This window comes from Sphingobium fuliginis (assembly GCF_004152845.1).
In the GTDB taxonomy this organism is placed as follows: domain Bacteria; phylum Pseudomonadota; class Alphaproteobacteria; order Sphingomonadales; family Sphingomonadaceae; genus Sphingobium; species Sphingobium fuliginis.
The window spans coordinates 167,657-188,846 of record NZ_SEON01000004.1 but is presented as its reverse complement, the minus strand read 5'-3'; the positions used below and the strand labels follow the sequence as shown (position 1 = coordinate 188,846).

Here is a 21,190-nt window from a genome sequence, read left to right as displayed (position 1 = left end):
TTTCTTTCAGCCGGGCGTCGCGCTGCTCCACGCCATGGCGCCCATGGCCTTGCGCTTTTGCAGCGCTTCCGTCTCGATCGCCAGCGCGTCGGCCAGCGTGCCTTCCGTTCCGCGATCGATCACGCTCTTGGACATGCGGATCAGGCCGGGATCGTGCGCGGCGATCGCCCCGGCGATCTCGATGGCTCTGGGCAGCAATTGCTCAGCCGGCAGAAGCTCATTGGCCAGGCCCACGCGCAAGGCCGTGGCGGCATCGACCGGCTGGCAACTCAATATCATCTGGCGGGCGAAGCGCGCGCCCACGGCGTGGGGCAGGCGCGACCCCATGCCGCTGCCGGACAATGCGCCGATCTTCGCATGCGTATCGGCAAACCGGGCATTCTCGCTGGCCAGAATGAAGTCGCAACCCAGCGCCAGCTCAAGCCCGCCAGTATAGGCCGCACCGCCGACCGCGGCGATCATGGGCTTGCCCAGGCGCGGTACGCGCTGGATCAGCGCCGTCACGCTCTGGCGCGGCGCATCAGGAGCAGAGAAGGTCTTAAGGTCCAGCCCGGCGCAGAAGGCCGGCGGCGCGCCCGTCAACACGCCCACCCGCCAGCGGTCGTCCTGCACGAAAGCATCGAATGCCGCGTTCATGGCGTCAAGCAGCGCGGGATCGATCGCATTGCGTTGCGCCGGCCGGTTCATCGTCAGCAACATTATGCCTTCGCCGGCTTCCTCGGCCAGCAGCACGCCATTCGGTTCCAGCGTCATATCTGGCTCTCGAAAAATGCGATGACGTCGCGGGCGAACGCCTGGGGTTCCTCCATCGCGGCGAAATGCCCGCCCGCGTCCATCTTCGTCATGCGGACCACATGATATTGCCGCTCGGCCAGGGCGCGGCTGGGCATGGGATAGAATTCGCCGGGAAAATGGGCGAGCGCGGTGGGCACTGTCACCGGCCCGGCCGCCAGCGCGTCGCCGTTCAGGCCGTAATACATCCAGATCGACGACATCACATTGTCGGTGACCAGATAGGACATGAGGTTCGTGATCAGATGGTCCTTGCTGAACCGGCTCTCTATATTGCCCTTGGTGTCGCCCCAGCGCCAGAATTTCTCGACCACCCAGGCCGCCCAGCCGACTGGATTGTCATGCAGCGCCAAGCCGATGGTCTGCGGTTTGGTGGCCTGTTCGTGATGATAGCCGCTTTCCGCCTCCATCACCGTGCGGACCTGCGCCCAATAGTCGAGCAGTTCCGCATCGGCATCGGCATGCGGCGGCGGCGCCATGAAGAAATTGAGATGGATCGCCGCCACGACATCGGCGTGGCTGATGCCCAACTGCGTCGTCACCGCCGATCCCCAGTCGCCCCCCTGCGCGAAGAAGCGCGGATAGCCCAGCACGTTCACCATCAAGGCGCGCCACAAGGCGGCGACGCGGGCGGGACCGATCGGCCGCGGCGGCCGGCCCGACCAGCCATAGCCGGGCAGCGACGGCACGACGACGGAAAAGCCCGCCTCCACCAGCAGCGGGATCGCCTCCTGGAACTCCACCACCGATCCCGGCCATCCATGCGTCAGCAGGATCGGCGGCCTGTGCGTGTCACTGTCCCGCACATGATAGAAATGAATGGGGATGCCGTCGATCTCGACCATGAACTGCGGCCAGCGGTTGAGCTTCTCCTCCTCCGCGCGCCAGTCATATGCCGAACGCCAATAATCGACCAGCTCGGCCAGATAGCGCGCATCCATGCCATATTTCCACTGGTCGGGATCGTCGGGCATATAGCCGATGCGACTGTCCGCCAGCCGGTGCCGGATATGATCGAGCACAGACTGCGGCACGTCGATGCGGAAGGGGGTGGGGGTCAAAGGGCCTCTCCTCAATGATCGGCCGATTCATAATGCTTCCATCCCCTGGCCGAATATCCATGGGCGGATGCATCACAGTCATGATCGGACTCCCGGGCAGTCATGACGGGAGAACGGGCCGGTGGTACGATGGCGTATCCTTGATGACAACGAAAGATGGAGGGGGAGCCAGTGGGCATCGTCATACGCTATCCACGTATCGATTTTTCAAAGGTGCGCGCGCATTGGGCACCCAATATCGCCTTCGCCCAGTTTCAGAACGCGACCTCGATCATTCCCGCCCCGGTCGAACCCTGGCTGATCAAGGTGCTGAACATCGCGATGGAGCGCCTGCCCGCCGGTTCGGAGCAACTGCGCGAGGACATGGCCGCCTTCATCGGCCAGGAATCGCAGCATTACCGCCAGCATCAGAAGTTCAACAAGGTGATCGCGGCGCAAGGCTATCCCCGGCTGGCCGAGTTCGAGAAGAAGCTGGCCGACGATCTGGACGCTTTCCTGAAGAACCGCTCGCTCAAATTCATGCTCGCCTATGCCGACGGCTTCGAATCGCTGGGCGCGGTGCAGGGCGGCATCTGGTTCGAGCGGATGGATGCGCTGATCGAAGGCGCCGACCCCAATGCCGTGGCATTCTGGAAATGGCATATGGCCGAAGAGTTCGAACATCGGGAGGTCTGCTTCCAGATCTATCACCGGATTTACAGCCGCGGCCTGTGGGGCAGGATCTGGAACGGCTATTTCTACCGTGTCTATGGCTGCCTCTATGCCATGGTTCATTTGCGGGGTTTCATGGACCGCATGTTTTCCTACCTGATCGAACAGGACAAGAAAAGCATGACGCCTGCCGAACAAGCCGCGCTTGATCGCGACATCAAGGCGCTCAACAATTTCCAGCTCAGGGTATTTTTCCCACAACTGCTCAAGAACTTGCTGCCCTGGTACGATCCGGGGAAAAAGCCAACCCCGCCCGGGCTGTTCGATTTTCTCCGCCAGTTCGAAAAATCGGGACCGGCGGAGGCCTGAGCTGACGGTTCGCCAGAAATGACGGGGCGCGCGGCGCTGACGCCCTTCTTCCCGGTCACGCGCTTTTATACAGTTCCTTCAGCGCGAACTTGATCACTTTCCCCGTCGAATTCATCGGCAGCGCGTCGAGGAAGGTGACGCCGCGAGGAATCTTGTAATTGGCGAGATTGGCCTTCGCCCAGCCGATCACCTCCTCCGCCGTGATGGAGGAACCGGCGGCCCGGACGATGAAGGCATGGCCCACTTCGCCCAGCCGCTGGTCGGGCACGCCGATGATGGCGGACTGGTGGATGCCCGGCAGGCCCGTCATCTGCTTCTCGATCTCCGCCGGATAGACGTTGAATCCGCCGACGATATACATGTCCTTCAGCCGGTCGGTGAGCTTCAGATACCCGTCCGCATCCAGACAGCCGACATCGCCCGAATGCAGCCAGCCATCGGCGTCGAGCGTGGCGCGGGTCGCCTCCGGATTGTCGAGATATTCGATCAGCAGCTTGTCGTCGCGGATCAGCACTTCGCCCGGCTCTCCCACCCCCAGCGAGCGGCCATCCGGCCCGGCGACGCGGATTTCGGTGCCGGGGATCGCCGTGCCGACCGTATAGGCGATGCGTTCCATGGGATCGCCCGGCCGGGTGTGCGTCGCGGAGCCGCAGCATTCGGTCATGCCATAGCCGGTGCTGATCTCCTGGATCGGGGTTTCGGCCTGGAGCCGTTTCATCAGTTCGATCGGCACGACGGTCGATCCCGTCGACATGAAGCGCCAGCTCGAAATGTCCCAATCGCGCCAGTTGGGAAAGGCGAGCATTTCCTGGAACACGGTCGGCGGCGCGGGCATAACGGTGATCCGGTTCTTCGCCACCAGGTCGAGCACGCTTGCCGGATCATAGGCTTCGGGCCAATAGAGCGTGCTGCCCGCGATCAGCGATGCGACCCAGCCCGCCTTGTAGGATGCGTTGTGCGAGAAGGGACCGAAGGCGGCATAGCGGTCGTCCGCCGTCTGCCGGGCGATGTCGACCCATGCCTGACCGCCGCCCAGCGACCGGCGATGATCGAAAAGCGCGCCCTTGGGCGCTCCCGTCGTGCCGGACGTGAACATGAGGTCCGCCAGCGTGTCGGGCTTCACCATCGCCTCGCGCTCGGCAAGCTGCGCGTCGCTGCTGTTTGCGGCCAGCGCGACGAAATCCTCGAAACCGATTTCGCCTTCGCCCAGTTCCTGCGGTTCGGCGCGCAACACGATGCGGCGGCGCAGGCCGGGCATCGCTTCGTCCTTCAGCATGGCCGGATAATAGCGGCCCAGGAAACTGCCGATGGAAAACAGGCGGACAATCTGTCCCCGCCGCACGATGTCCGACACCTCGCCGCCCTTCAGGCGTGTGTTGAGCGGCACCATCACGCCCGCGGCGCGCTGGATGCCGATGGCGATGGCGACCCATTCCCACATATTGGGCGCCCAGATGGCGGCCCGGTCGCCCGGCCGGGCGCCGTCCGCGATCAGGGCCTTGGCGACCAGATCGGCCTGGCGGTCGAGTTCGCGATAGCTGATCGCCCCGTCAGTCTGCGAAACCAGGGCCGGGCGGTCCCCGTGACGCGCGGCGGCGCTGCGCATGAGGGCGGGAATAGTCGTCGTCATGATGGCCTTTTCGTCAGGATTCTGGTGCCGATGCCATGTTGCAGCATGGGCCGAACTCGCCTTCGAAGGAAGGACAAGCTTGGCATCACCGTGGTTGTGATGGCTGGCTTCATCGATCCAGATGGCGCAGGAAATCGCCCCGCGCCGACCAGACCATCCAGGCCGCGAGCGGTCCGGCGGTCAGCAGGCCGGTGATGATCGCCCAGCCCAGCTTCATGGGATCGCCATAGACATAATCCGTCAGGAAACCGATCAGCATCGGTCCCAGCGCATAGCCGCACAGATTGGACGCCAAAACCATCAGCGCGGCGAAGCGTCCGCGCATCTCGATGGGCGCGATCATCTGCACGGCGGCCATGGTCGGCCCATAGCTCGACCCCATGGTCATCATCATCAGCGTGATCGCGCCGAACAGCAGGGCGAAATTGCCGGCTGCGAAGGCCGCCGCCAGAACCGGGGGAATCGCGATGCAGAAGCCGCACAGCAACCGCAGCGCCATGTCGCGGGTGCCGCGCGCGAAGCGATGGTCGATCAGCACGCCCAGCGACAGCCCGCCGACGATGCCGCCCAGCGCGACCGCGACCGACATCATCGTTCCCACCTCCGCCGCGCTGACGCCCAGCACGCGGCGGGCATAGGTCGGCGTCCATACCATCGTCCCCTGAATGGCGACGGCCATCACCGCCGATCCCAGGATCAGCCCCAGCATCAGCCGGGGATGCGCGCCGATATGGCGGAAGAAGGCGCCCCAGCTTGCCGCCTGCCGGTCGGGCGGAGGCTGGCTGCGGCGCTTCGGCTCGCGAAAGGCGAAAGCGAGGAAGGCGACCGCCACGCCGGGCAGGCCCGTCACCACCAGCACTTGCCGCCAAGGGGCAAGCCCCGCGAACGGACCGCTCAACGGCTCCGCGCTGAACAGCGCGAGCAGGTTGCCGCCCAGCGCGTAGGACAGCGATATGCCGATGACGCCGGACACGGAAAGGCAGGCGATCGGCGTCGTCAGCCGATGACGGGGGAAGATGGAGGCAAGGAGCGACTGCCCAGCGGGGGATACCGCCGCCTCGCCCGCGCCCACCAGCAGCCGGCCGGCGAAGAGCTGGCTGTAGCTGCGCGCCAGCCCTGTGCCCGCCGCCGCCAGCGACCAGACCACGATGCCGGTGAACATGATCGCGCGCCGCGAATAACGGTCGACCAGCCCGCCGATCACCAGCCCCATCAGCCCGTAGAAGAGGGCGAAGGACAGGCCTTGCACCAGGCTGATCTGGAAATCGTTGAGGCCAAGGTCGGCCCGCATCTCCGGGATCAGCACCGATATGACTTGCCGGTCGATCATCGACACGATCTGGAAGATCATCAGGATGAAGACGGTCCACCAGGCGCTGGCCGGACCATAATTGTCCGGCCAGTGACTGGTCTGGGCGGGGGCGTCGGCGGGGCCATCCACGCGCGCGTGCAAGGGGTCAGCCCTTCAGATGGGCAGGCAGATCCTGCATGAAGACGGCCTTGATCTCGGTGAAGCCGTGCAACCCTTCCTCACCGCCCTCGCGGCCCACGCCGGACTGTTTGAAGCCGCCATAGGGAATGGTGTAGTCGATGACGCGGCCATTATGGCCGAAATTGCCGGTACGGATGCGGCGGGCGACCTTGTAGGCGCGCTCGACATCCTGCGTGAACACCCCGCCCGACAGGCCGTAGATATTGTCGTTGGCGATGGCGATCGCCTCTTCCTCGCTGCCATAGGCGATGATCGTGCCGACGGGTCCGAAAATCTCCTCGCGGGCGATGGTCATGTTGTTGCTGGCGTCGGTGAACAGGGTCGGCTCCACGAACCAGCCCTTGTCGAGATGAGCCGGGCGGTTGCCGCCAGTGACGATGCGGGCGCCCTGCGCCTTCCCCTGCTGGATATAGTCGAAGACGCGGCCATGCTGGCGCTGGGTGACGAGCGGGCCCATCTGCGTCGTTTCAGTGAAAGGATCGCCCACCTGCACATATTGCATGGCGGCGGCGAGCGCTTCCTCCACCGCGCCCTTCAATGAGGCGGGCACTAATATGCGGCTGAAGGCGGCGCATTGCTGGCCGCACAGCCCGACCAGGTTCGGCATGATCCCTTCCACGACCTTGCCGATGTCGGCATCGTCCAGGATGATGGCGGCGGACTTGCCGCCCAGTTCCGTCGTGATGCGTCCCGACCGGGCGCTGACGACCGAGGCGATGTGCAGGCCGGCGGCGGTCGAACCGGTGAAGCTGACCTTGTCCACCCCTTCATGGCGGATCAGATAATCGGACACTTCGCGATCCGCCGTCAGGACGGAAAAGACGCCGTCGGGCACGCCCGCCGCCGCGATGCATTCGGCCAGGATCAGCGCTTCCAGAGGCGTTTCGGGCGAAGGCTTGGCGATGATCGTGCAGCCTGCCGCCAGCGCGAAGGCGACCTTCAAGGAGAGCGTGGCCAGCGGCGCGTTCCACGGCACCACGGCGGCGACGACGCCCACCGGCTCGCGCACGACGATGGCATGCCCGCCGGCCAGGGCGGGGCGCACCTCCTCAAACCCCTTTTCGGCAAGGTCCGCGGCATAGGTGTAATAGCCGCCCATGAAGGGGGCCGTCATCGACGATTGCGAATAGGGCATGCCCACCTGCAGCGACCAGGCGCGGGCGAAATCGTCGTTGCGCCTGGCCATTTCCTCAGCGATGCGGCGCAGATAGACGGCGCGCTCCGGCCCGGTCATGCGGGGCCAGGGGCCGTTGTCGAAGGCATTGCGCGCCGCCGCGATGGCGCGGTCCATGTCGGCGGTGGTCGCCTTGGCGACGCGGCCCACTTTCTCCTCGGTGGCGGGCGAGATGATCTCGATACCGTCCGATCCCGAAGAAGGGGACCAGTCGCCGCCGATGAACAGCTTTTCGGGGTTCGCGAGGTGGAGAAGCGTATCGGTCATGCGCGATTTTCCTTCTGGATTCGGCAAAGAAAGGGCGGCTGCTTAGGTCTCGACCACGACAGGCAGCGACAGGATATTGGCGACGCCGCCATCGACCGGCAGCATGTGGCCCGTGATATAGGCCGATGCGTCGGACGCCAGGAACTGGACGGGGCCGACCATCTCCTTCGGATCGCCAAAGCGGTCGAGCGCTATGGCGCTGCGGAAGATTTTCGCCCGCTCCGGATGGCCGACGGTGGGCGCTGCCATGTCCGTGTCGAAGAACCCGGGCGCGATGGCGTTGCAGGTGACGCCATGGGGCGCCAGGTCGGCCGCGATGGATCGCGTCAGGCCCAGCACCGCATGTTTGCTGGCGACATAGGCGGACAGGTTCGGCCGCCCGGTGTCGGAGACGTAGGAGGCGAAGTTGATGATCCGCCCCCATTTGCGCGCCGCCATGCCTTTCGACAGGTCGCGGCACAGCAGATACATGGACGATACGTTCACATCGAACATATTCTCCCAATGGGCGAGGGTGGACTCGTGGAGCGGTCCCCATCCGCCGATGGCGCCGTTATTGACCAATATGTCGATGGCCGCGCCTTCGGCGTTCAGCCTGTCGGTCGTCGCCTGCACCGCGTCCAGATCGGCCAGGTCGAACGCGATCGTTTGCGCCCGCCCGCCAGCCGCCCGTATTTCTTCGGCGGTTTCCTCCAGCTTCGCGCCGTCCCGCGCCGCGAGGATCAGCGATGCTCCCGCGTCCGCCAGCCCCAGCGCGATCGCCCTGCCCAGGCCGCGGGAGGCTCCCGTGACCATCGCCGTGCGTCCCGCGAGCGAGAAAAGCCCCGTCATTCTTATCCTCATCCTTGGCCAAGACTACGTCCCGATGCAGTCATAGCGCTGGCGACCCCCGGATTTCGATGGCATCCGCCAAGCCATCATAAGGGCGATGTTCGTCGGTAAAGTCCGACATAAGGCTTGCGCACCCTTCATCCCTCCCCGCTATGCACGGTGCTGAGGATAAGGAGAAAGGCAGCATGGTCGAGGCGCAGAGCAGCGTGGAGGCGGAAGCCGATTATGTCATCGTCGGCGCGGGATCGGCCGGCTGCGTGCTCGCCAACCGGCTGAGCGCCAACGGCCGCCACAAGGTCGCGCTGCTGGAGGCGGGCGGCGACGACCGGCCGTTGCAGAATCTCTTCAATCCCGCGCAGGCGATGAGCACGATGAACATTCATGTGCCCGCCGGTTTCACCAGGATGCTGAAGGACCCGCGCATAAACTGGAATTACATGACCGATCCCGATCCGGGTTCGGACGGCCGGCAGCATTTCTTCCCGCGCGGCAAGGTTCTGGGCGGTTCCTCCTCCATCAACGGCATCCTCTGGGTGCGCGGCTTGCCGGAAGATTATGACGGCTGGCGGCAAAGGGGCCTGACCGGCTGGGGCTGGGACGAAGCGGAAACCTATTTCCGCCGGATCGAGAACCAGCAGGGCGAAGGCGCCAGCCGCGACCAGCAGGAAGGCCCGCTCAAGATCAGCGACGTGCCGATGCGGCACCCGATGCTGGACATCATGACGAAGGCGTTCGAGGAAGCGGGCGCCCCGGTGGCCAAAGACCTGAACGGCACCACGCGGGAGGGCGTCGCGCGGGTCCGGCTCAACGCCCATAAGGGCCTGCGCGTATCGGCGGCGGTCGCCTATCTGCACCCGGCGATGAAGCGGCCCAATCTGCAGGTCATCATCCATGCCCACGTCACGCGCATCCTGTTCGAAGGCAGGAAGGCCGTCGGCGTCGAATATTGGAAGGGCGGCCGGCTGCGGCAGGTGCGCGCGCGCCGCGAGGTCATCCTTTCGGGCGGAACGATCAATTCGCCCCAATTGCTGGAACTGTCCGGCATCGGCCAGGGCGAACGTCTGCGGGCGCTGGGCATCACGACGCTGGTGGACAGCCCGAACGTCGGTGAGAATTTGCAGGACCATTATGCATCGATGGTCCGCGCTCGCCTCAAGCCGGGCGCTTCCAGCTTCAACGCCATGTCGCGCGGCCTGCCGCTGGTGGGGCAGATGATCCGTTTCGCCGCGAGCCGTACCGGACTGCTGGCGCTGGGTGGGTCGAACCTGACGGCCTTCCTCAAGTCCGATCCGGCGCTCGATCTGCCCGACCTGCAATTCTTCGCCAGCCCCGCCACGGTGGATTTCGAGGCGCTGGCCAAAAACGGCGCCATGACGATGGAAAAGCTGCCGGGGATGACGGTGGGCGGTTATGTGATGCGGCCGCAGTCGAAGGGCTCCATCCATGTGAAGAGCGGCGACTTCCATGATGCGCCCTCGATCAAGCCCAACTTCCTGTCGGCGGAGGCGGACTGCCGCGCTCAGGTCGGCGGGCTGCGTTGGGCGCGCCGCGTGATGGAAAGCCCCGCGCTCGCGCCCTATTTCGACCATGAACTGACGCCGGGGGCAGCGCTGCAAAGCGATGAGGAATTGCTGGCCTTTGCGCGGGCTAGCGGGTCGACCGGTTATCATCACACCTCCACCTGCGCCATGGGCGTCGGCCCGGATGCGGTCGTATCCGGCACGCTGAAGGTCAATGGCGTGAAAGGCCTGCGGGTCGTCGACGCCTCGGTCATGCCCGCCGTCGTGTCGGGCAACACCAACGCAGCGACGATGATGATCGCGGAGAAGGGTTCCGACCTGATCCTTGCAGAAAGCTGATGGGAGTGGCGCCGCCGCCTGTCTCAGTCAGCGATGCTTTGGATTGAAGCGCGACTTGCTCCTGCACAGGAACGCGGTTCAAACTAGGCCGCGTGGACAATTCGGAATGGCGGGAAATGGCCAATCCAAGACATTCCCCTCCCGTAAACGGGAGGGGTTAGGGGTGGGTGCGAGCGCAGCGAGCTTCTGACTTAGCCGTTGCAAAACAGCGCAGATGCCGCGCCAGCCCACCCCCTAGCCCCCTCCCGCCTGCGGGAGGGGGAATGTCCTGATTCCACCCAAATCACTCAGTCCGGCGAGTCTGGAATTATCCACCCCGCCTGGGCAGGACAAACTCTAGGCTTCCCGCCGCACCTGCTCACCGAACAGCAGCAGCGACTGGTCCGTCGGCAATGCGGCCCAGATCTGGCGCGCCGCGCTGTCTATGTCCATGACGCCGATGCCCTGTTCCATCTGCCTGCGCATCTGCGAAGCGATCGGATAATGGTCGTCGGCCATCGCCGCGACATGCCGGGTGAGGGGGGTGTCGACGAAGCCGGGCCGCACCGCCGTGACCCAGACGTTGCGTCTATCCCGCATCGCCAGTTCCCGGCGCGCCACCCGCACCCACATTTCCAGGGCGGCCTTGCCGGCGCAATAGACGCTTTGTCCGATGGTGGGAGAGCGGGCGGAGGAAGAGGACATCATGACCAGCCCCGCCTCTCCGGCAAAACCGCTCTCTCCGACCGCGCGCAGGAACATCTCTCCCAACCGAAGCGGCGCGGCGACATTCGCGGTGATGTCGCGGGCATAATCGTCCGGCGGCACCTCTCCGACAAAGCCCGTCATCCCCTTCATATGCGCGTTCTGGATGAATATCGCGCGGGCACCCCGAAAATTGGCGAGGCTATCGGCAAAATGCGCGCCGACATTGTCCCAACTCTCGGGATCGGCCAGGTCGAGGAAGATGCTCTCATGATGGGGATGCGGCCGCCGCGACAAATTGATGATGCGCGCATCGCCATAGGGAACGTTGCGCGCCAGGCCCAGGCCGATGCCCTCGGTCGCGCCCGAAATCCATATCAGACTGCCGCGTTCCGCATCCGCATCTTCTTTATCTGCATTTTGCATGTATGATTTTCATCATGACGACTATCTACTGTCAAATCGTGCCGCCGCACCATCGCATGGATGATGCTGCTCCCCGCCCTGCTTGCACCCCTGGGGAGTGCAGGCCATGGAAATCGGGTATCACCCTATAGTCAGCCGGAGCCGATCCGATGGAATTGCGCCTCGATCCCGATCTTCAAACCTTCCGGACGGAAGTGCGCGCCTTTATCGACAGCGTCTTGCCCGCCGACATGAAGGAGCGCCAGCGTCGGAAGGTCGCCAACAACGCCGCCGTGCCCGACTTGCTGGAATGGATGCGCATCCTCAACGCCCATGGCCGATCCGTGCCGCACTGGCCGGTGGAGTTTGGCGGCTGCGGCTGGACTCCGATGCAGCTCTTCATCTTCAATGAGGAATTGTACAAGGCCGACGCGCCCGAATTCGACTGGGGCGGCACGCATATGCTGGGGCCGGTGCTCTACACCTATGGTTCCGATTATCTGAAGGACAGGTTCCTGCCCATGATCCGCGAAGGCGCGACGATGTGGGCGCAGGGCTTTTCCGAACCGGGGTCGGGCTCCGATCTCGCCTCGCTGCGCACCAGCGCCGAACTGGTCGGCGACAAATATATCGTCAACGGGCAGAAGATCTGGACCAGCGGCGCCGCGCATGCGGACTGGGGCTTTTTCCTGGTCCGCACCGACAAGACTGTAAAGCCGCAGCGCGGCATCAGTTTCCTGATCATCAAGATGGACACGCCGGGCATCACCGTGCGCCAGATTCCGCAGATCAATGGCGAGGCGCATCTGTGCGAGGTGTTCCTGGACAATGTCGAAGTGCCCGCCGACCAGTTGATCGGGGAACCGGGCATGGGCTGGACCTATGCCAAGTTCCTGCTGGAGCATGAGCGTACCACGTCCAGTTTCATTTACTGGAGCAAGCGTGAGCTTGCCCGCGCGAAGGACATCGCGCTTGGCGAAAGCGTGGGCGGCCGCCGCGTCGCGGACGATCCCGCCTTCCGGGCCCGTTTCGCGAAGGCGGAGGCGGATCTGCTCGCGCTGGAATGGTCCGTGCTGCGCGTGCTGGCGCATGAGGAGTTGGACGAGCCGGAGGCTGCCGCCGCCTCCGTGCTGAAGATCAGGGGCTCGGAACTCCAGCAGGAAATCACCATGTTGCAGGTCGACGCCATGGGCGCCAAGTCGCTGCGCTTCTTCGACGCCGCGCCCGTCCCGCCGCCGGCGCCCACCGACGTGTGGCCCGACTATGCGCCCGGCCGGACCACCGTGGCGCTGATCAACCGGGCGGCGACCATCTATGGCGGCTCGAAGCAGATCCAAAAGAATATTCTGGCCAGGCTCGCCTTCGGCCTTTGAGGGGAAGACAGGGACAATGGATTTCGCGAAGTCGGACATTCAGGCGATGCTTCTGGACAGCGCCGATCGGCTGCTGTCCGAAAATGCCGACGTCGAATATTGGCGGCATCAGCGATCGAGCGCGCTGGGCTTTGACGAGGCGCGCTGGGCGCAGTTCGCGGAACTGGGCTGGCTCGCCCTGCCGGTGCCGGAGGCAGCGGGCGGTCTGGACGGCACGATGGAGGATATTGCGCTGCTCAACATCGCGCTTGGCAAGGCGCTGGCGACCGAACCCTATGTCAGCACGGTCGTCCTGGCCGATCATGTGTTCAAGCAGGCGGCGGACGAAGCGCGCGCATTGGAATTGCTGGGGGAGATCGCGGGCGGCACGCTGCGCGTCGCGCTCGCGCATCAGGAAAATGGCGCTCATCCGCTCGATGTCGAAGTGACGGGCACACAGGCTCGTCCTTCGGGCGACGGTTATATTCTGTCGGGTGCTAAAATCATGGCGCTCGATGCACCGGGCGCGGGGCAGTTGATCGTCTCGGCTCGCATCGAGGGAGAGGAGGGCATCGGCCTGTTCCTCGTGCCCGCCGATGCATCCGGCCTTTCCGCCCGGTCCTATGCGTTGATCGACGGCACCCGCGCGTCCGACATCGTCCTTGCCGATGTAAAGCTGCCGTCCGCGGCTCTGCTGATCGGCGGCAATCGCGGCTCGGCGGTACTGCGCGAGGCGATCGACCGCGCTTCGATCGCGCTGATGGCCCAGGCGGTGGGCGCGATGGAGGCAGCGAACAAAATCTGCGGCGCCTATGTTCAGGAGCGGAAGCAATTCGGTGCCGCGATCGGTTCCTTCCAGGCGATCCAGCATATCATGGCCGATAATTTCGTCGCGGCCCATCAGGCGCGATCCATGCTCTATCATGCCTTGGCCAATGCCGATCAGGATGAGGCGAGGCGGTCCGCCGCGCTCTCCGCTGCGCGGCTCGTCGTCGGGGAGGCCGGGCAGACCGTCTCGCGCAACGGCATTCAGGTGCATGGCGGCTATGGCCTGACCGATGAATATGCGATCGGCCATTATTTCCGGCGCCTGATGTGCATCGAAAAGCAATATGGCGACCTGATCCAGCATGGCGAGCGGTTCGGGAACAGCATCTTCGGCTAAAGCCTGTCCCGATCAGGGCCGAGGCACAAGCTGTTCCCGCGCAGGCAGGAACGGGTTTGACCGAAGCAGGAAAATTCGCCTGGGCGGGAATTTCGGTCCTTGGCCGGGCAGGCGGATCGCGCCCGCCCCTTGCGGATCGTATCGGCCTATGGCTTTGTGGCGCGATGACGGGAAGGGCCAGGACTGGGGAAGGGCGGCGGGACCTTGAGGCATGCCGCGCCGCGCTGGAGGCGCATTATGCGGTGCATCGCACCATTCCATCCATGGCGGGCCTTGCCCGGCTGTGGGACTATGCCAGCAAATCCTCGGCATCCCGGCTGGTCGATCAACTGATCGAGGCGGGCGTGCTGCTCTGGTCGACCGACCGGCGGCTGGCGCCCGGCTCGGCCTTTCGCATCCTGCCCGACCCGCAGGCGCAGGTCAGCGATGCTCCGTACCTGAACGATATGGGTCCGAACGATAATGGCCGGCACAATCCCGATCCGCTTCAGGCCGCGCTGGCAGCCTGGGCGACCGACTATGATCCCGTGCTGGTCCGCGCCTATTCCGTCACCACGCGCCTGCTGCGCCTCGCCCGCAGCATGGAGCGGCATATGACGCAGTCCGCCGCAAGGGAGGGGCTGACCTCGGGCGACGTGCTCCTGCTCGATGCGTTGTACCGCGTGGGGCCGCCCCATCGCATCGCGCCGACCGCGCTCAAACATTATTTCCTCATGTCGCTGGCGGGCGTCGCCAAGCGGGTCGACCGGCTGGAGGCGCTCGGCTTCATTCGCCGCGTTCCCAATCCCGACGATCGGCGCGGCCTGTTCATCGAATTGACCCATGCAGGTCGAGCCGCGCTCACCAGGCTGGTGGCGGTCGATCGCACCGCTCCGCACATCCTTTGGCCAACGATGCTCAGCGATCGGCAATATCAGGCCATGATAGAATCCCTGACGGTCGCGGAAGCGGTCGTGGCCGCTGCCGATAAGAACGATCGTTCCGAATTTCCTCCTCCAGATATGTGATGTTCTGCCGGTTCATTGACTTTTCAGCACCAATCCGATCCAGTTTCCATATCTTGGTAAACTAAATAGGAGCGGATGATGCGGAGCAGGTCGGAAAAGGTTGGAAATGTCGCTGCCCTTTCGACCGGCATAGACGCTTCGGCTCTCATTCGTAGCTCGCAGATGATCGCCGGCCATTTCGATACGCCCGATCCCGCGCTGGTCGGACGGGTCAAGCGGTTCATAGCCTGGCTGAACGACCAGCCCCCTCTGCGCGCGGAGCAGAAGGCCGACGTCGAACTGCAACTGCGCAAGCTGTTATCGACGCGCCTGCGCCTTGCCGCCGATCGCAAGCGCATTCCCGCCATTGCCGAGGAGAAGATCGAGCGACCCATTTTCGTCATCGGCTTCGGCCGTACCGGCACCACGCTCATCCATTCGCTGCTGGCCGAGGATATTGGCGCCCGCGCACCGCTCTGGTGGCATAGCCATTCGCCCAGTCCGCCGCCGGGCGAGGTGCCGGCGACGCCGGAACGGATCGAACTGGCCGCCAGGGAACTGGACGAGATGCTGATGCGCTCGCCCGGTCTGCTGACCCTGCACCCCTATTGGGACAAGCGCGGACATTGCCCGATCGAATGCGAGGAAATCTTCACCCTCGACTTCCAGAACGCCTATCCTTCGCTGCTGTACAAGCTGCCTGCGCTGGCGATGATCCTCGACGCCAGCAATATTGCCGATGCCTACCGCTTCCATCGCCAGTTCCTCCAGCAGTTGCAATGGCGGCAGCCCACCAGTCATTGGGTGGTCAAGGGCATCTATCACCAGTTCGCTCTGGACGCGCTGTTCGAAGCCTATCCCGATGCGCTGTGCATCTGGCCGCACCGGGACCCGGTTCAGGTTCATCCGTCGATCATGGCGATCACGGCCGTGCTCTATGGCGGCATCACCAACTGGCAGATGGATTTCCAGGCTCTTGGCCCCGCCTTTGTCGAAAGCATCGCCGCATCGTTGTCCGAAACGATGGAAAATCCGCTGGTGGACGATCCGCGCATCTTCCATGTCGATTTCCACGACCTGACGCGCGATCCGGTGGACGTCATCCGCCGCGCCTATGGCCATTGGCAACTGGATTGCACACGGGAATTCGAAGCGCGGATGCGGGCCTGGCTGGCCGATCCCGGCAATGCCTCCAACCGCTATGGCCGCTACGATTATGCGCTGGAGCCTTTCGGCCTCACCCGCGAGATGATCGAGACGGCGTTCGAGGGCTATTCGCGCCGGTTCAGGCTGGGGCGCTTCGCCTGACGTTCGGCCTGATGCCGAATGCCGACATGAGAGAGGGCTGATGACTAATCCAATCGCCAATGCGGATCAGTTCGCCGCCGAAGCGGAAGTTCGCGCCATGTGGGACGATGCGGCAACCAGGGCGGCGCGCGACCATTGCGCGCAGCTCTGGCGCGTGGGTCATGGCAGCGACGTGCCGCCGGAGGTCGAGCCGCTTTTCGACGCGGCGATGGATGCGTGGATGGGCAATTACCTGTTCAAGGCGGCGGCCCGCGATCCGATCCGGCCTCGCTTCGTGCGTAATTTCATGCCGGGCCATGGCTGGAAGGGCGCGGTCGTGCCCGATGCGCGGATGGGCGGCGACAATCCCGACAATTGTTATCGCCTCGCGGGCATCGCACATGGCGGCCGTTATCGGATCGCTGGCCGGGTGATCGACGCTTGCCCGGCGCATGTGTCCTTCACGCTCGTCGAGAATTGGGGCACATCGATGACCGTCCAGACAGTCGAACTGCCCGGCATCGATGTGACGCAGGACGGTCGCTTCACGATCACCATAGACGATCAGCCCGCCAATGGGCGGCGCAACCACATGACGACCAATCCACGCGTCAAATTCCTGTTCGTGCGCGATTCGATGATGGATTGGGAAAGAGAGACGCCACTGGCTCTGGAGATCGAACGGATCGATGCGGCCGGCGCCCAGCATTTCTCCTTCGAGCGGCGGCTGGACGAAGCGCTGCGGCGGGCGCGGGAAGAGGTGCCGCTCTATTTCTGGTTCTTCCGCCTGTCAGCGGCACGTCGGGCCAACAGCATGCCGCAACCCATGCGCACGGCCAGCGTCGGCGGCCTCGTCACCCAGGCAAGCAGCATCGGAAGACTTCGTCTGGAGGAGGATCAGGCGGCGATCATCCGCTTCGACCCCGCCGGCGCGGCCTATAGCAGCCTGCAACTGGCGATGTGGTGGTACCGGTCCATCGACGCGCATCTTTTGCAGAGCGGCCTCTCCGCGGCACAATCGGCGCGCGATGCCGACGGGCTGATCACCGCGGTCGTTTCGGCGCGCGATCCGGGCGTCGCCAATTGGGTGCAGACGGACGGATTGCGCGACCTGTTGCCGATGATCCGCTGGCAGGGTCTTCCGGAAACGCAGCAGGGCGCTGGGCCGATTCACTGGCTCGACATCCTGCCCTTCGACCGGCTGGACGCGCATTTGCCCGCCGGCATCGTGCGGACGAACCGGCAGCAGCGCGAGGATCAACTCCGCGCACGGCGCGCCGCCTGGTCGCGCAGGATCAGCGTTTGAGTGAAAATATCCGGGCGGCCGGACAAAAGCATCCGACGAAGATCTGGAGATTTGCTGTGGTCGGAATGTTGATGCCCATGTAACCGCCAGGAATGGAAAGCGAAAAGCCGGCGGTCGAACTGTGGCCTGGAATCAACCATCCGCTCAAATCTTCATCCTCTTCCTCCGGCGATCAGAAGATCGTGTATCTGATGATGCATAACATCCGCTAATCAAGGGTTTGGCATGGCCGGAAATGAGGCTAGCTGGCTTTCATCCGTTCGCCGGCTTCAGAGCAGAGCCTATTGGCCGGTTCCATCCAGTCCTTGAGAGGATGCAATGACCTATCGACGCTATCTTGCCGCGACCTGTGCGGCCCTGTTCATATCCGCGCCTGCCTTCGCGCAGGATAATGCGCAGCCGCAGGCCGAAGGCGTGTCGAGCGGCGACATCGTGGTCACGGCGCGCCGTCGCGACGAAGCGCTCCAGGATGTGCCGATTTCCGTCTCCGCCATTTCGGGCGAACAGCTTTCCCGCTCGGGCGTGACCGACGTTCAGGGTCTGCAATATCGCACCCCTTCGCTGTCGATCACGAGCGCGCAGAGCCAGCGCAACACCGTCGCCTTCTCGCTGCGCGGCCAGCGCACGCAGGAAACGCAGCTTTTCACCGACCCGCCGGTCGGCACCTATTTCGCTGAAGTAGTGCAGCCGCGCCCCTATGGTTTCGGCAACAGCCTTTACGATCTGGAATCGGTTCAGGTTCTGAAGGGCGTCCAGGGCACGCTCTTCGGCCGCAACATGACCGGCGGCGCGGTGCTGGTCGAGCCTGCTCATCCGAAGCTGGGCGAATTCGCCGGCGAAGTGCGCGGCCAATATGGCAATTACGACATGCACGACCTGTTCGGCATGGTGAATGTGCCGGTCGGGGATTCCGTCGCCCTTCGCTTCGCGGGTAAGACCCGCGAACGCGACGGCTGGGCGCGCGACATCGGCAGCGGCCTGCGCCTCGACAACCAGAATTACGACACGTTCCGCGTGTCGGCGCTGGTCTCGCCGGGCAACGGCATCGAATCGCTGACTATATTCGACTGGTTCAAGTCGCGGGAAAACGGCACGGCGTCTTTCCTTACGTCCATCAACTATCCTTCGGCTCTCAACAACTATGCCAGACTCGCGGATATTCCGGGTCAGTTCGCGGAGGCGCAGCAGCTTTTCCGCTCGCGCCGCTTCACGCTCAATTCCGGGTCGGGCAATGGCAGCAATCTCGACGTGTTCGGCCTGCCGCGGGAGAGCATCAAGAACTGGGGCATCACCAACAAGACGACCTGGGATCTGGCCGACGGCCTGACGCTGAAGAATATCTTCGGTTATCGCAAGGAGCGTCGGGATACCGTTCAGGATTATGACGGCATTCCCGCCTTCCTGATCGCCCCTTATCAGTTTGCGCGTTCACGCAACATTTCCGAAGAACTGCAACTTCAGGCCAAGATGTTCGAAAACCGGCTCGACCTCATCGTCGGCGGTTATTATTTCGAGGAAAAGGGCATTGACGGTTCGCTCGCCAATACGCTGCCTCAACTGAATATCCTGGGAGCCGGCCTCAATCCTGCGACGACAGACGCGACGCTGTTCGTCACCAGCAATCCGGGCGAAGGCTATTCGCGCACCGCGGCCGCATTCGTCGCCGGCACCTTCAAGGTCACGGATCAGCTCAGCCTGTCCGGCGGTCTTCGCTATAATTATGACAAGCGCAAGATCACCGTTTCGCCTTCGCAGCCCAACTATCCCAATGCTGACGGCACCTTCGGCCGCTGCTCGTTCGACACCGATACGTCGACTGCCGGCGTTCAGCGGGTTCCGCTCAGCCAATGTTCCTTCACCAACAGCAAGTCGTTCAAGGAATGGACCTACGACGCGACGGTGCAATATGAGCCGAGCCCGGAAGTCACCACCTATGCGTCCTATCGCCATGGTTTCCGCGCGGGCGGCTTTTCGACCCGGGCCACCGACGCGATCACGCTGCGGCCGTTCCTGCCCGAATTCGTCGATGAATATGAAATCGGCCTGAAGACCAACCACCGGCTGGGCGCGGGCCGCCTGACCACCAGCACCGCCCTGTTCCGTCAGGACGGCAGCGACGTGCAGAAGCAGCGCGCGACCTTCATCGACGGCAATGTCTTCACCATCGTCGACAACACCGCCAAGCAGCGCAATGTCGGCGGCGAGTTCGAGGCGAATTTCAGCACCGACAGCTTCTCGCTGGCGGCCTTCTATTCCTATACGAAGGTCGACATCCGGGCGGGCCGGGTCGTGCTGAACGGCCTGACCGAGTTCGAACAGCGCGGGGTGCCCAAGCATCAGCTCGGCGCCACGGCAACCATTTCGCCGCCGGTCAGCGAAGATCTGGGCCAGCTCAACTTCGTCCTGAACTATACCTGGCGCAGCAAGATCTATCTCGACGACTTCGAGATACAGGGCGTGCAGCCCGCCTATTCGCTGATCAACCTGCGCGCCGAACTCAACAATGTCGGCGGTTCGGGCGCTTCGGTGGCGGCCTTCGTCAACAACGCGCTGAACGAGACCTACCGCATCGGCGTGCTGGGCCTCATCGCGGAAGGGCTGGGCTTCCAGAACAGCGTCTACGGCGAACCGCGCACCTATGGCGTGGAAGTCGGCTTCAAATTCTGATCCGGCCCGGGCCGTGAAGCATCAAGGGGGCGCAGAGTTCTGCGTCCCCTTTTTCTTGCACGCCGCCGTCTGGCATTCTGTGCGGAAACGACGCTGGAGAGAATGATGAGTGAGGCTTATCCCGCCGATGCGCTAGCCCTGCCGTTGACGCCGCAGCAGATCGACAGCGCGTGGCTGACCCGCGCCTTGCGCCAGCGGCTGCCTCATATATCCGTTGTTGAATCGCAGGTGATCGATGTCATTCTCGGCACATCGACCAAGATTCGCGTTCGCCTCGCCGTGGAAGGGGAGGGCGCCGGGCAGATTGGCGAAACCCTGATCGTCAAGGGCGGCTTTGAGGAGCATAGCCCGAAGATGGCGGCGATGTACGCCAATGAAACGCGCTTCTACGCCGACATCCAGCCGCTCATCCCCATGCCGTCGCCGCGCGCCTATTTCGCGGGCACCGACCCCCATTCGCACCAGTCCATCGTCATCATGGAGGATCTGAAGCGCCCCGGCGTCGATTTCTGCGACGCCTTGCGTCCGCAGCGGTTCGACCAGATCGCCCGCCGCATGGAGACCATGGCCGCCTATCATGCCGCGACCTGGGCTTCACCCCATTTCCGGCCCGGTGGCCGCTGGGCCGACATCGCCAGCCGGTTCGACGGTTGGGGGCTGGACTATATGCGCCGTTATCTCCTGCCCGATGTCTGGGCGCATTATATGGCCTCGCCGCGTGGCGCGGCCGTCTCCACCCGGCTGCACGACCGCGACTGGATGGAACGGGCGCTGATGACCATAGGAGAGATTCAGCGCGCCCAGCCCCGCTGCCTGATCCATGGCGACACGCATCTGGGCAATCTCTACATATTGGAGGACGGCACGCCCGGCTATTTCGACGCGCAGGTGGCGCAGACCGCCTGGCACCATGAAGTCTCCTATCATATCGTCTGCGCCGCCGACCTGGCTGACCGCGCCGCATGGGAAGGCGATCTTCTGCGTATCTATCTCGACGCGCTGGCGCGGGAGGGTGGTCCCGTTCTGGATTGGGAATCGGCCTGGCTCGACTACAGGCGGTCCATTCTGTGGGGCCTGTTCATCTTCCTCACCAATGAGGTGCGCTTCCAGACCGAGGCCGTCAACACCGCCTATGCCGCCCGCTTCGGGCAGGCGGCGCTCGACCACGATCTGCGTCTCCTATTGCCCTAAGGCAAATAGGAGACGCAGCGC

Annotated in this window: 16 protein-coding genes; 9 read left to right on the top strand and 7 right to left on the bottom strand. The window is 64.0% G+C overall.

Annotation, left to right across the window (positions count from 1 at the left end):
• Positions 1 to 6: 6 nt before the first annotated feature.
• Both EWH10_RS11885 and EWH10_RS11880 read right to left on the bottom strand, forming a co-directional pair.
• The gene (locus EWH10_RS11885; RefSeq protein ID WP_025551333.1) at positions 7 to 753 is read right to left on the bottom strand and encodes an enoyl-CoA hydratase-related protein; all 747 of its coding nucleotides are present in this window, start codon (positions 751 to 753) and stop codon (positions 7 to 9) included.
• Positions 750 to 1,853: an epoxide hydrolase family protein gene (locus EWH10_RS11880; RefSeq protein ID WP_025551335.1), complete on the bottom strand. Its 1,104-nt coding sequence runs from the start codon at positions 1,851 to 1,853 to the stop codon at positions 750 to 752. Before EWH10_RS11880 ends, EWH10_RS11885 begins: the two co-directional genes overlap by 4 nt.
• A 171-nt stretch (positions 1,854 to 2,024) precedes the next feature.
• Between EWH10_RS11880 and EWH10_RS11875 the strand changes: the two genes are divergently transcribed.
• Positions 2,025 to 2,873: a metal-dependent hydrolase gene (locus tag EWH10_RS11875; protein ID WP_025551337.1), complete on the top strand. Its 849-nt coding sequence runs from the start codon at positions 2,025 to 2,027 to the stop codon at positions 2,871 to 2,873.
• Positions 2,874 to 2,928: 55 nt separating this feature from the next.
• Here the strand turns inward: EWH10_RS11875 and EWH10_RS11870 are convergent, their stop codons facing one another.
• From EWH10_RS11870 to EWH10_RS11855, 4 genes are all read right to left on the bottom strand, one after another.
• Positions 2,929 to 4,503 (bottom strand): AMP-binding protein, encoded by a 1,575-nt coding sequence (locus tag EWH10_RS11870; protein ID WP_025551339.1) that lies wholly within the window; start codon positions 4,501 to 4,503, stop codon positions 2,929 to 2,931.
• Between the two features lie 109 nt (positions 4,504 to 4,612).
• Positions 4,613 to 5,956, bottom strand: a complete 1,344-nt coding sequence (locus tag EWH10_RS11865; protein WP_025551341.1) for an MFS transporter — start codon at positions 5,954 to 5,956, stop codon at positions 4,613 to 4,615.
• Between the two features lie 4 nt (positions 5,957 to 5,960).
• Entirely contained in the window at positions 5,961 to 7,436 is a 1,476-nt protein-coding gene (locus EWH10_RS11860; protein WP_025551343.1) for an aldehyde dehydrogenase, read from the bottom strand.
• A gap of 42 nt (positions 7,437 to 7,478) precedes the next feature.
• Entirely contained in the window at positions 7,479 to 8,267 is a 789-nt protein-coding gene (locus tag EWH10_RS11855; protein WP_044660673.1) for an SDR family NAD(P)-dependent oxidoreductase, read from the bottom strand.
• A 185-nt stretch (positions 8,268 to 8,452) separates the two neighbouring features.
• On the opposite strand from EWH10_RS11855, the gene EWH10_RS11850 reads away from it, so the two are divergent.
• Entirely contained in the window at positions 8,453 to 10,126 is a 1,674-nt protein-coding gene (locus tag EWH10_RS11850) for a GMC family oxidoreductase (protein ID WP_025551345.1), read from the top strand.
• Positions 10,127 to 10,462: 336 nt separating this feature from the next.
• Here EWH10_RS11850 and EWH10_RS11845 read toward each other — a convergent pair whose 3' ends face one another.
• Positions 10,463 to 11,236 (bottom strand): SDR family NAD(P)-dependent oxidoreductase, encoded by a 774-nt coding sequence (locus EWH10_RS11845; RefSeq protein WP_025550522.1) that lies wholly within the window; start codon positions 11,234 to 11,236, stop codon positions 10,463 to 10,465.
• Positions 11,237 to 11,385: 149 nt separating this feature from the next.
• Between EWH10_RS11845 and EWH10_RS11840 the strand changes: the two genes are divergently transcribed.
• The 7 genes from EWH10_RS11840 to EWH10_RS11810 all read left to right on the top strand — a co-directional run bounded on the left by EWH10_RS11840 (position 11,386) and on the right by EWH10_RS11810 (position 21,169).
• Positions 11,386 to 12,588 carry an acyl-CoA dehydrogenase family protein gene (locus EWH10_RS11840; protein WP_025550524.1) on the top strand — a complete coding sequence of 401 codons (1,203 nt, stop codon included), beginning with the start codon at positions 11,386 to 11,388 and terminating at the stop codon, positions 12,586 to 12,588.
• Between the two features lie 16 nt (positions 12,589 to 12,604).
• Entirely contained in the window at positions 12,605 to 13,732 is a 1,128-nt protein-coding gene (locus tag EWH10_RS11835) for an acyl-CoA dehydrogenase family protein (protein WP_025550525.1), read from the top strand.
• Between the two features lie 56 nt (positions 13,733 to 13,788).
• A complete protein-coding gene (locus tag EWH10_RS11830; protein WP_226870402.1) occupies positions 13,789 to 14,739 on the top strand; it encodes a MarR family winged helix-turn-helix transcriptional regulator in 951 nt (316 codons plus the stop codon).
• Positions 14,740 to 14,817: 78 nt separating this feature from the next.
• Positions 14,818 to 16,026, top strand: a complete 1,209-nt coding sequence (locus EWH10_RS11825) for a sulfotransferase family protein (RefSeq protein ID WP_025550528.1) — start codon at positions 14,818 to 14,820, stop codon at positions 16,024 to 16,026.
• A 40-nt stretch (positions 16,027 to 16,066) separates the two neighbouring features.
• Complete coding sequence (locus EWH10_RS11820) at positions 16,067 to 17,311, top strand: hypothetical protein (protein ID WP_025550530.1); 1,245 nt, start codon at positions 16,067 to 16,069, stop codon at positions 17,309 to 17,311.
• Between the two features lie 318 nt (positions 17,312 to 17,629).
• Positions 17,630 to 19,978: a TonB-dependent receptor gene (locus EWH10_RS11815; RefSeq protein ID WP_025550532.1), complete on the top strand. Its 2,349-nt coding sequence runs from the start codon at positions 17,630 to 17,632 to the stop codon at positions 19,976 to 19,978.
• Positions 19,979 to 20,083: 105 nt separating this feature from the next.
• Positions 20,084 to 21,169 (top strand): phosphotransferase, encoded by a 1,086-nt coding sequence (locus EWH10_RS11810; RefSeq protein WP_044660672.1) that lies wholly within the window; start codon positions 20,084 to 20,086, stop codon positions 21,167 to 21,169.
• Positions 21,170 to 21,190 lie beyond the last annotated feature (21 nt).

Bases quoted from the DNA above. Each gene is read 5' to 3' on its own strand.
- EWH10_RS11885 (WP_025551333.1), bottom strand. From the start codon at position 753: ATGACGCTGGAACCGAATGGCGTGCTGCTGGCCGAGGAAGCCGGCGAA.
- EWH10_RS11870 (WP_025551339.1), bottom strand. From the start codon at position 4,503: ATGACGACGACTATTCCCGCCCTCATGCGCAGCGCCGCCGCGCGTCAC.
- EWH10_RS11860 (WP_025551343.1), bottom strand. From the start codon at position 7,436: ATGACCGATACGCTTCTCCACCTCGCGAACCCCGAAAAGCTGTTCATC.
- EWH10_RS11855 (WP_044660673.1), bottom strand. From the start codon at position 8,267: ATGACGGGGCTTTTCTCGCTCGCGGGACGCACGGCGATGGTCACGGGA.
- EWH10_RS11850 (WP_025551345.1), top strand. From the start codon at position 8,453: ATGGTCGAGGCGCAGAGCAGCGTGGAGGCGGAAGCCGATTATGTCATC.
- EWH10_RS11845 (WP_025550522.1), bottom strand. From the start codon at position 11,236: ATGCAAAATGCAGATAAAGAAGATGCGGATGCGGAACGCGGCAGTCTG.
- EWH10_RS11840 (WP_025550524.1), top strand. From the start codon at position 11,386: ATGGAATTGCGCCTCGATCCCGATCTTCAAACCTTCCGGACGGAAGTG.
- EWH10_RS11835 (WP_025550525.1), top strand. From the start codon at position 12,605: ATGGATTTCGCGAAGTCGGACATTCAGGCGATGCTTCTGGACAGCGCC.
- EWH10_RS11825 (WP_025550528.1), top strand. From the start codon at position 14,818: ATGCGGAGCAGGTCGGAAAAGGTTGGAAATGTCGCTGCCCTTTCGACC.
- EWH10_RS11820 (WP_025550530.1), top strand. From the start codon at position 16,067: ATGACTAATCCAATCGCCAATGCGGATCAGTTCGCCGCCGAAGCGGAA.
- EWH10_RS11815 (WP_025550532.1), top strand. From the start codon at position 17,630: ATGACCTATCGACGCTATCTTGCCGCGACCTGTGCGGCCCTGTTCATA.
- EWH10_RS11810 (WP_044660672.1), top strand. From the start codon at position 20,084: ATGAGTGAGGCTTATCCCGCCGATGCGCTAGCCCTGCCGTTGACGCCG.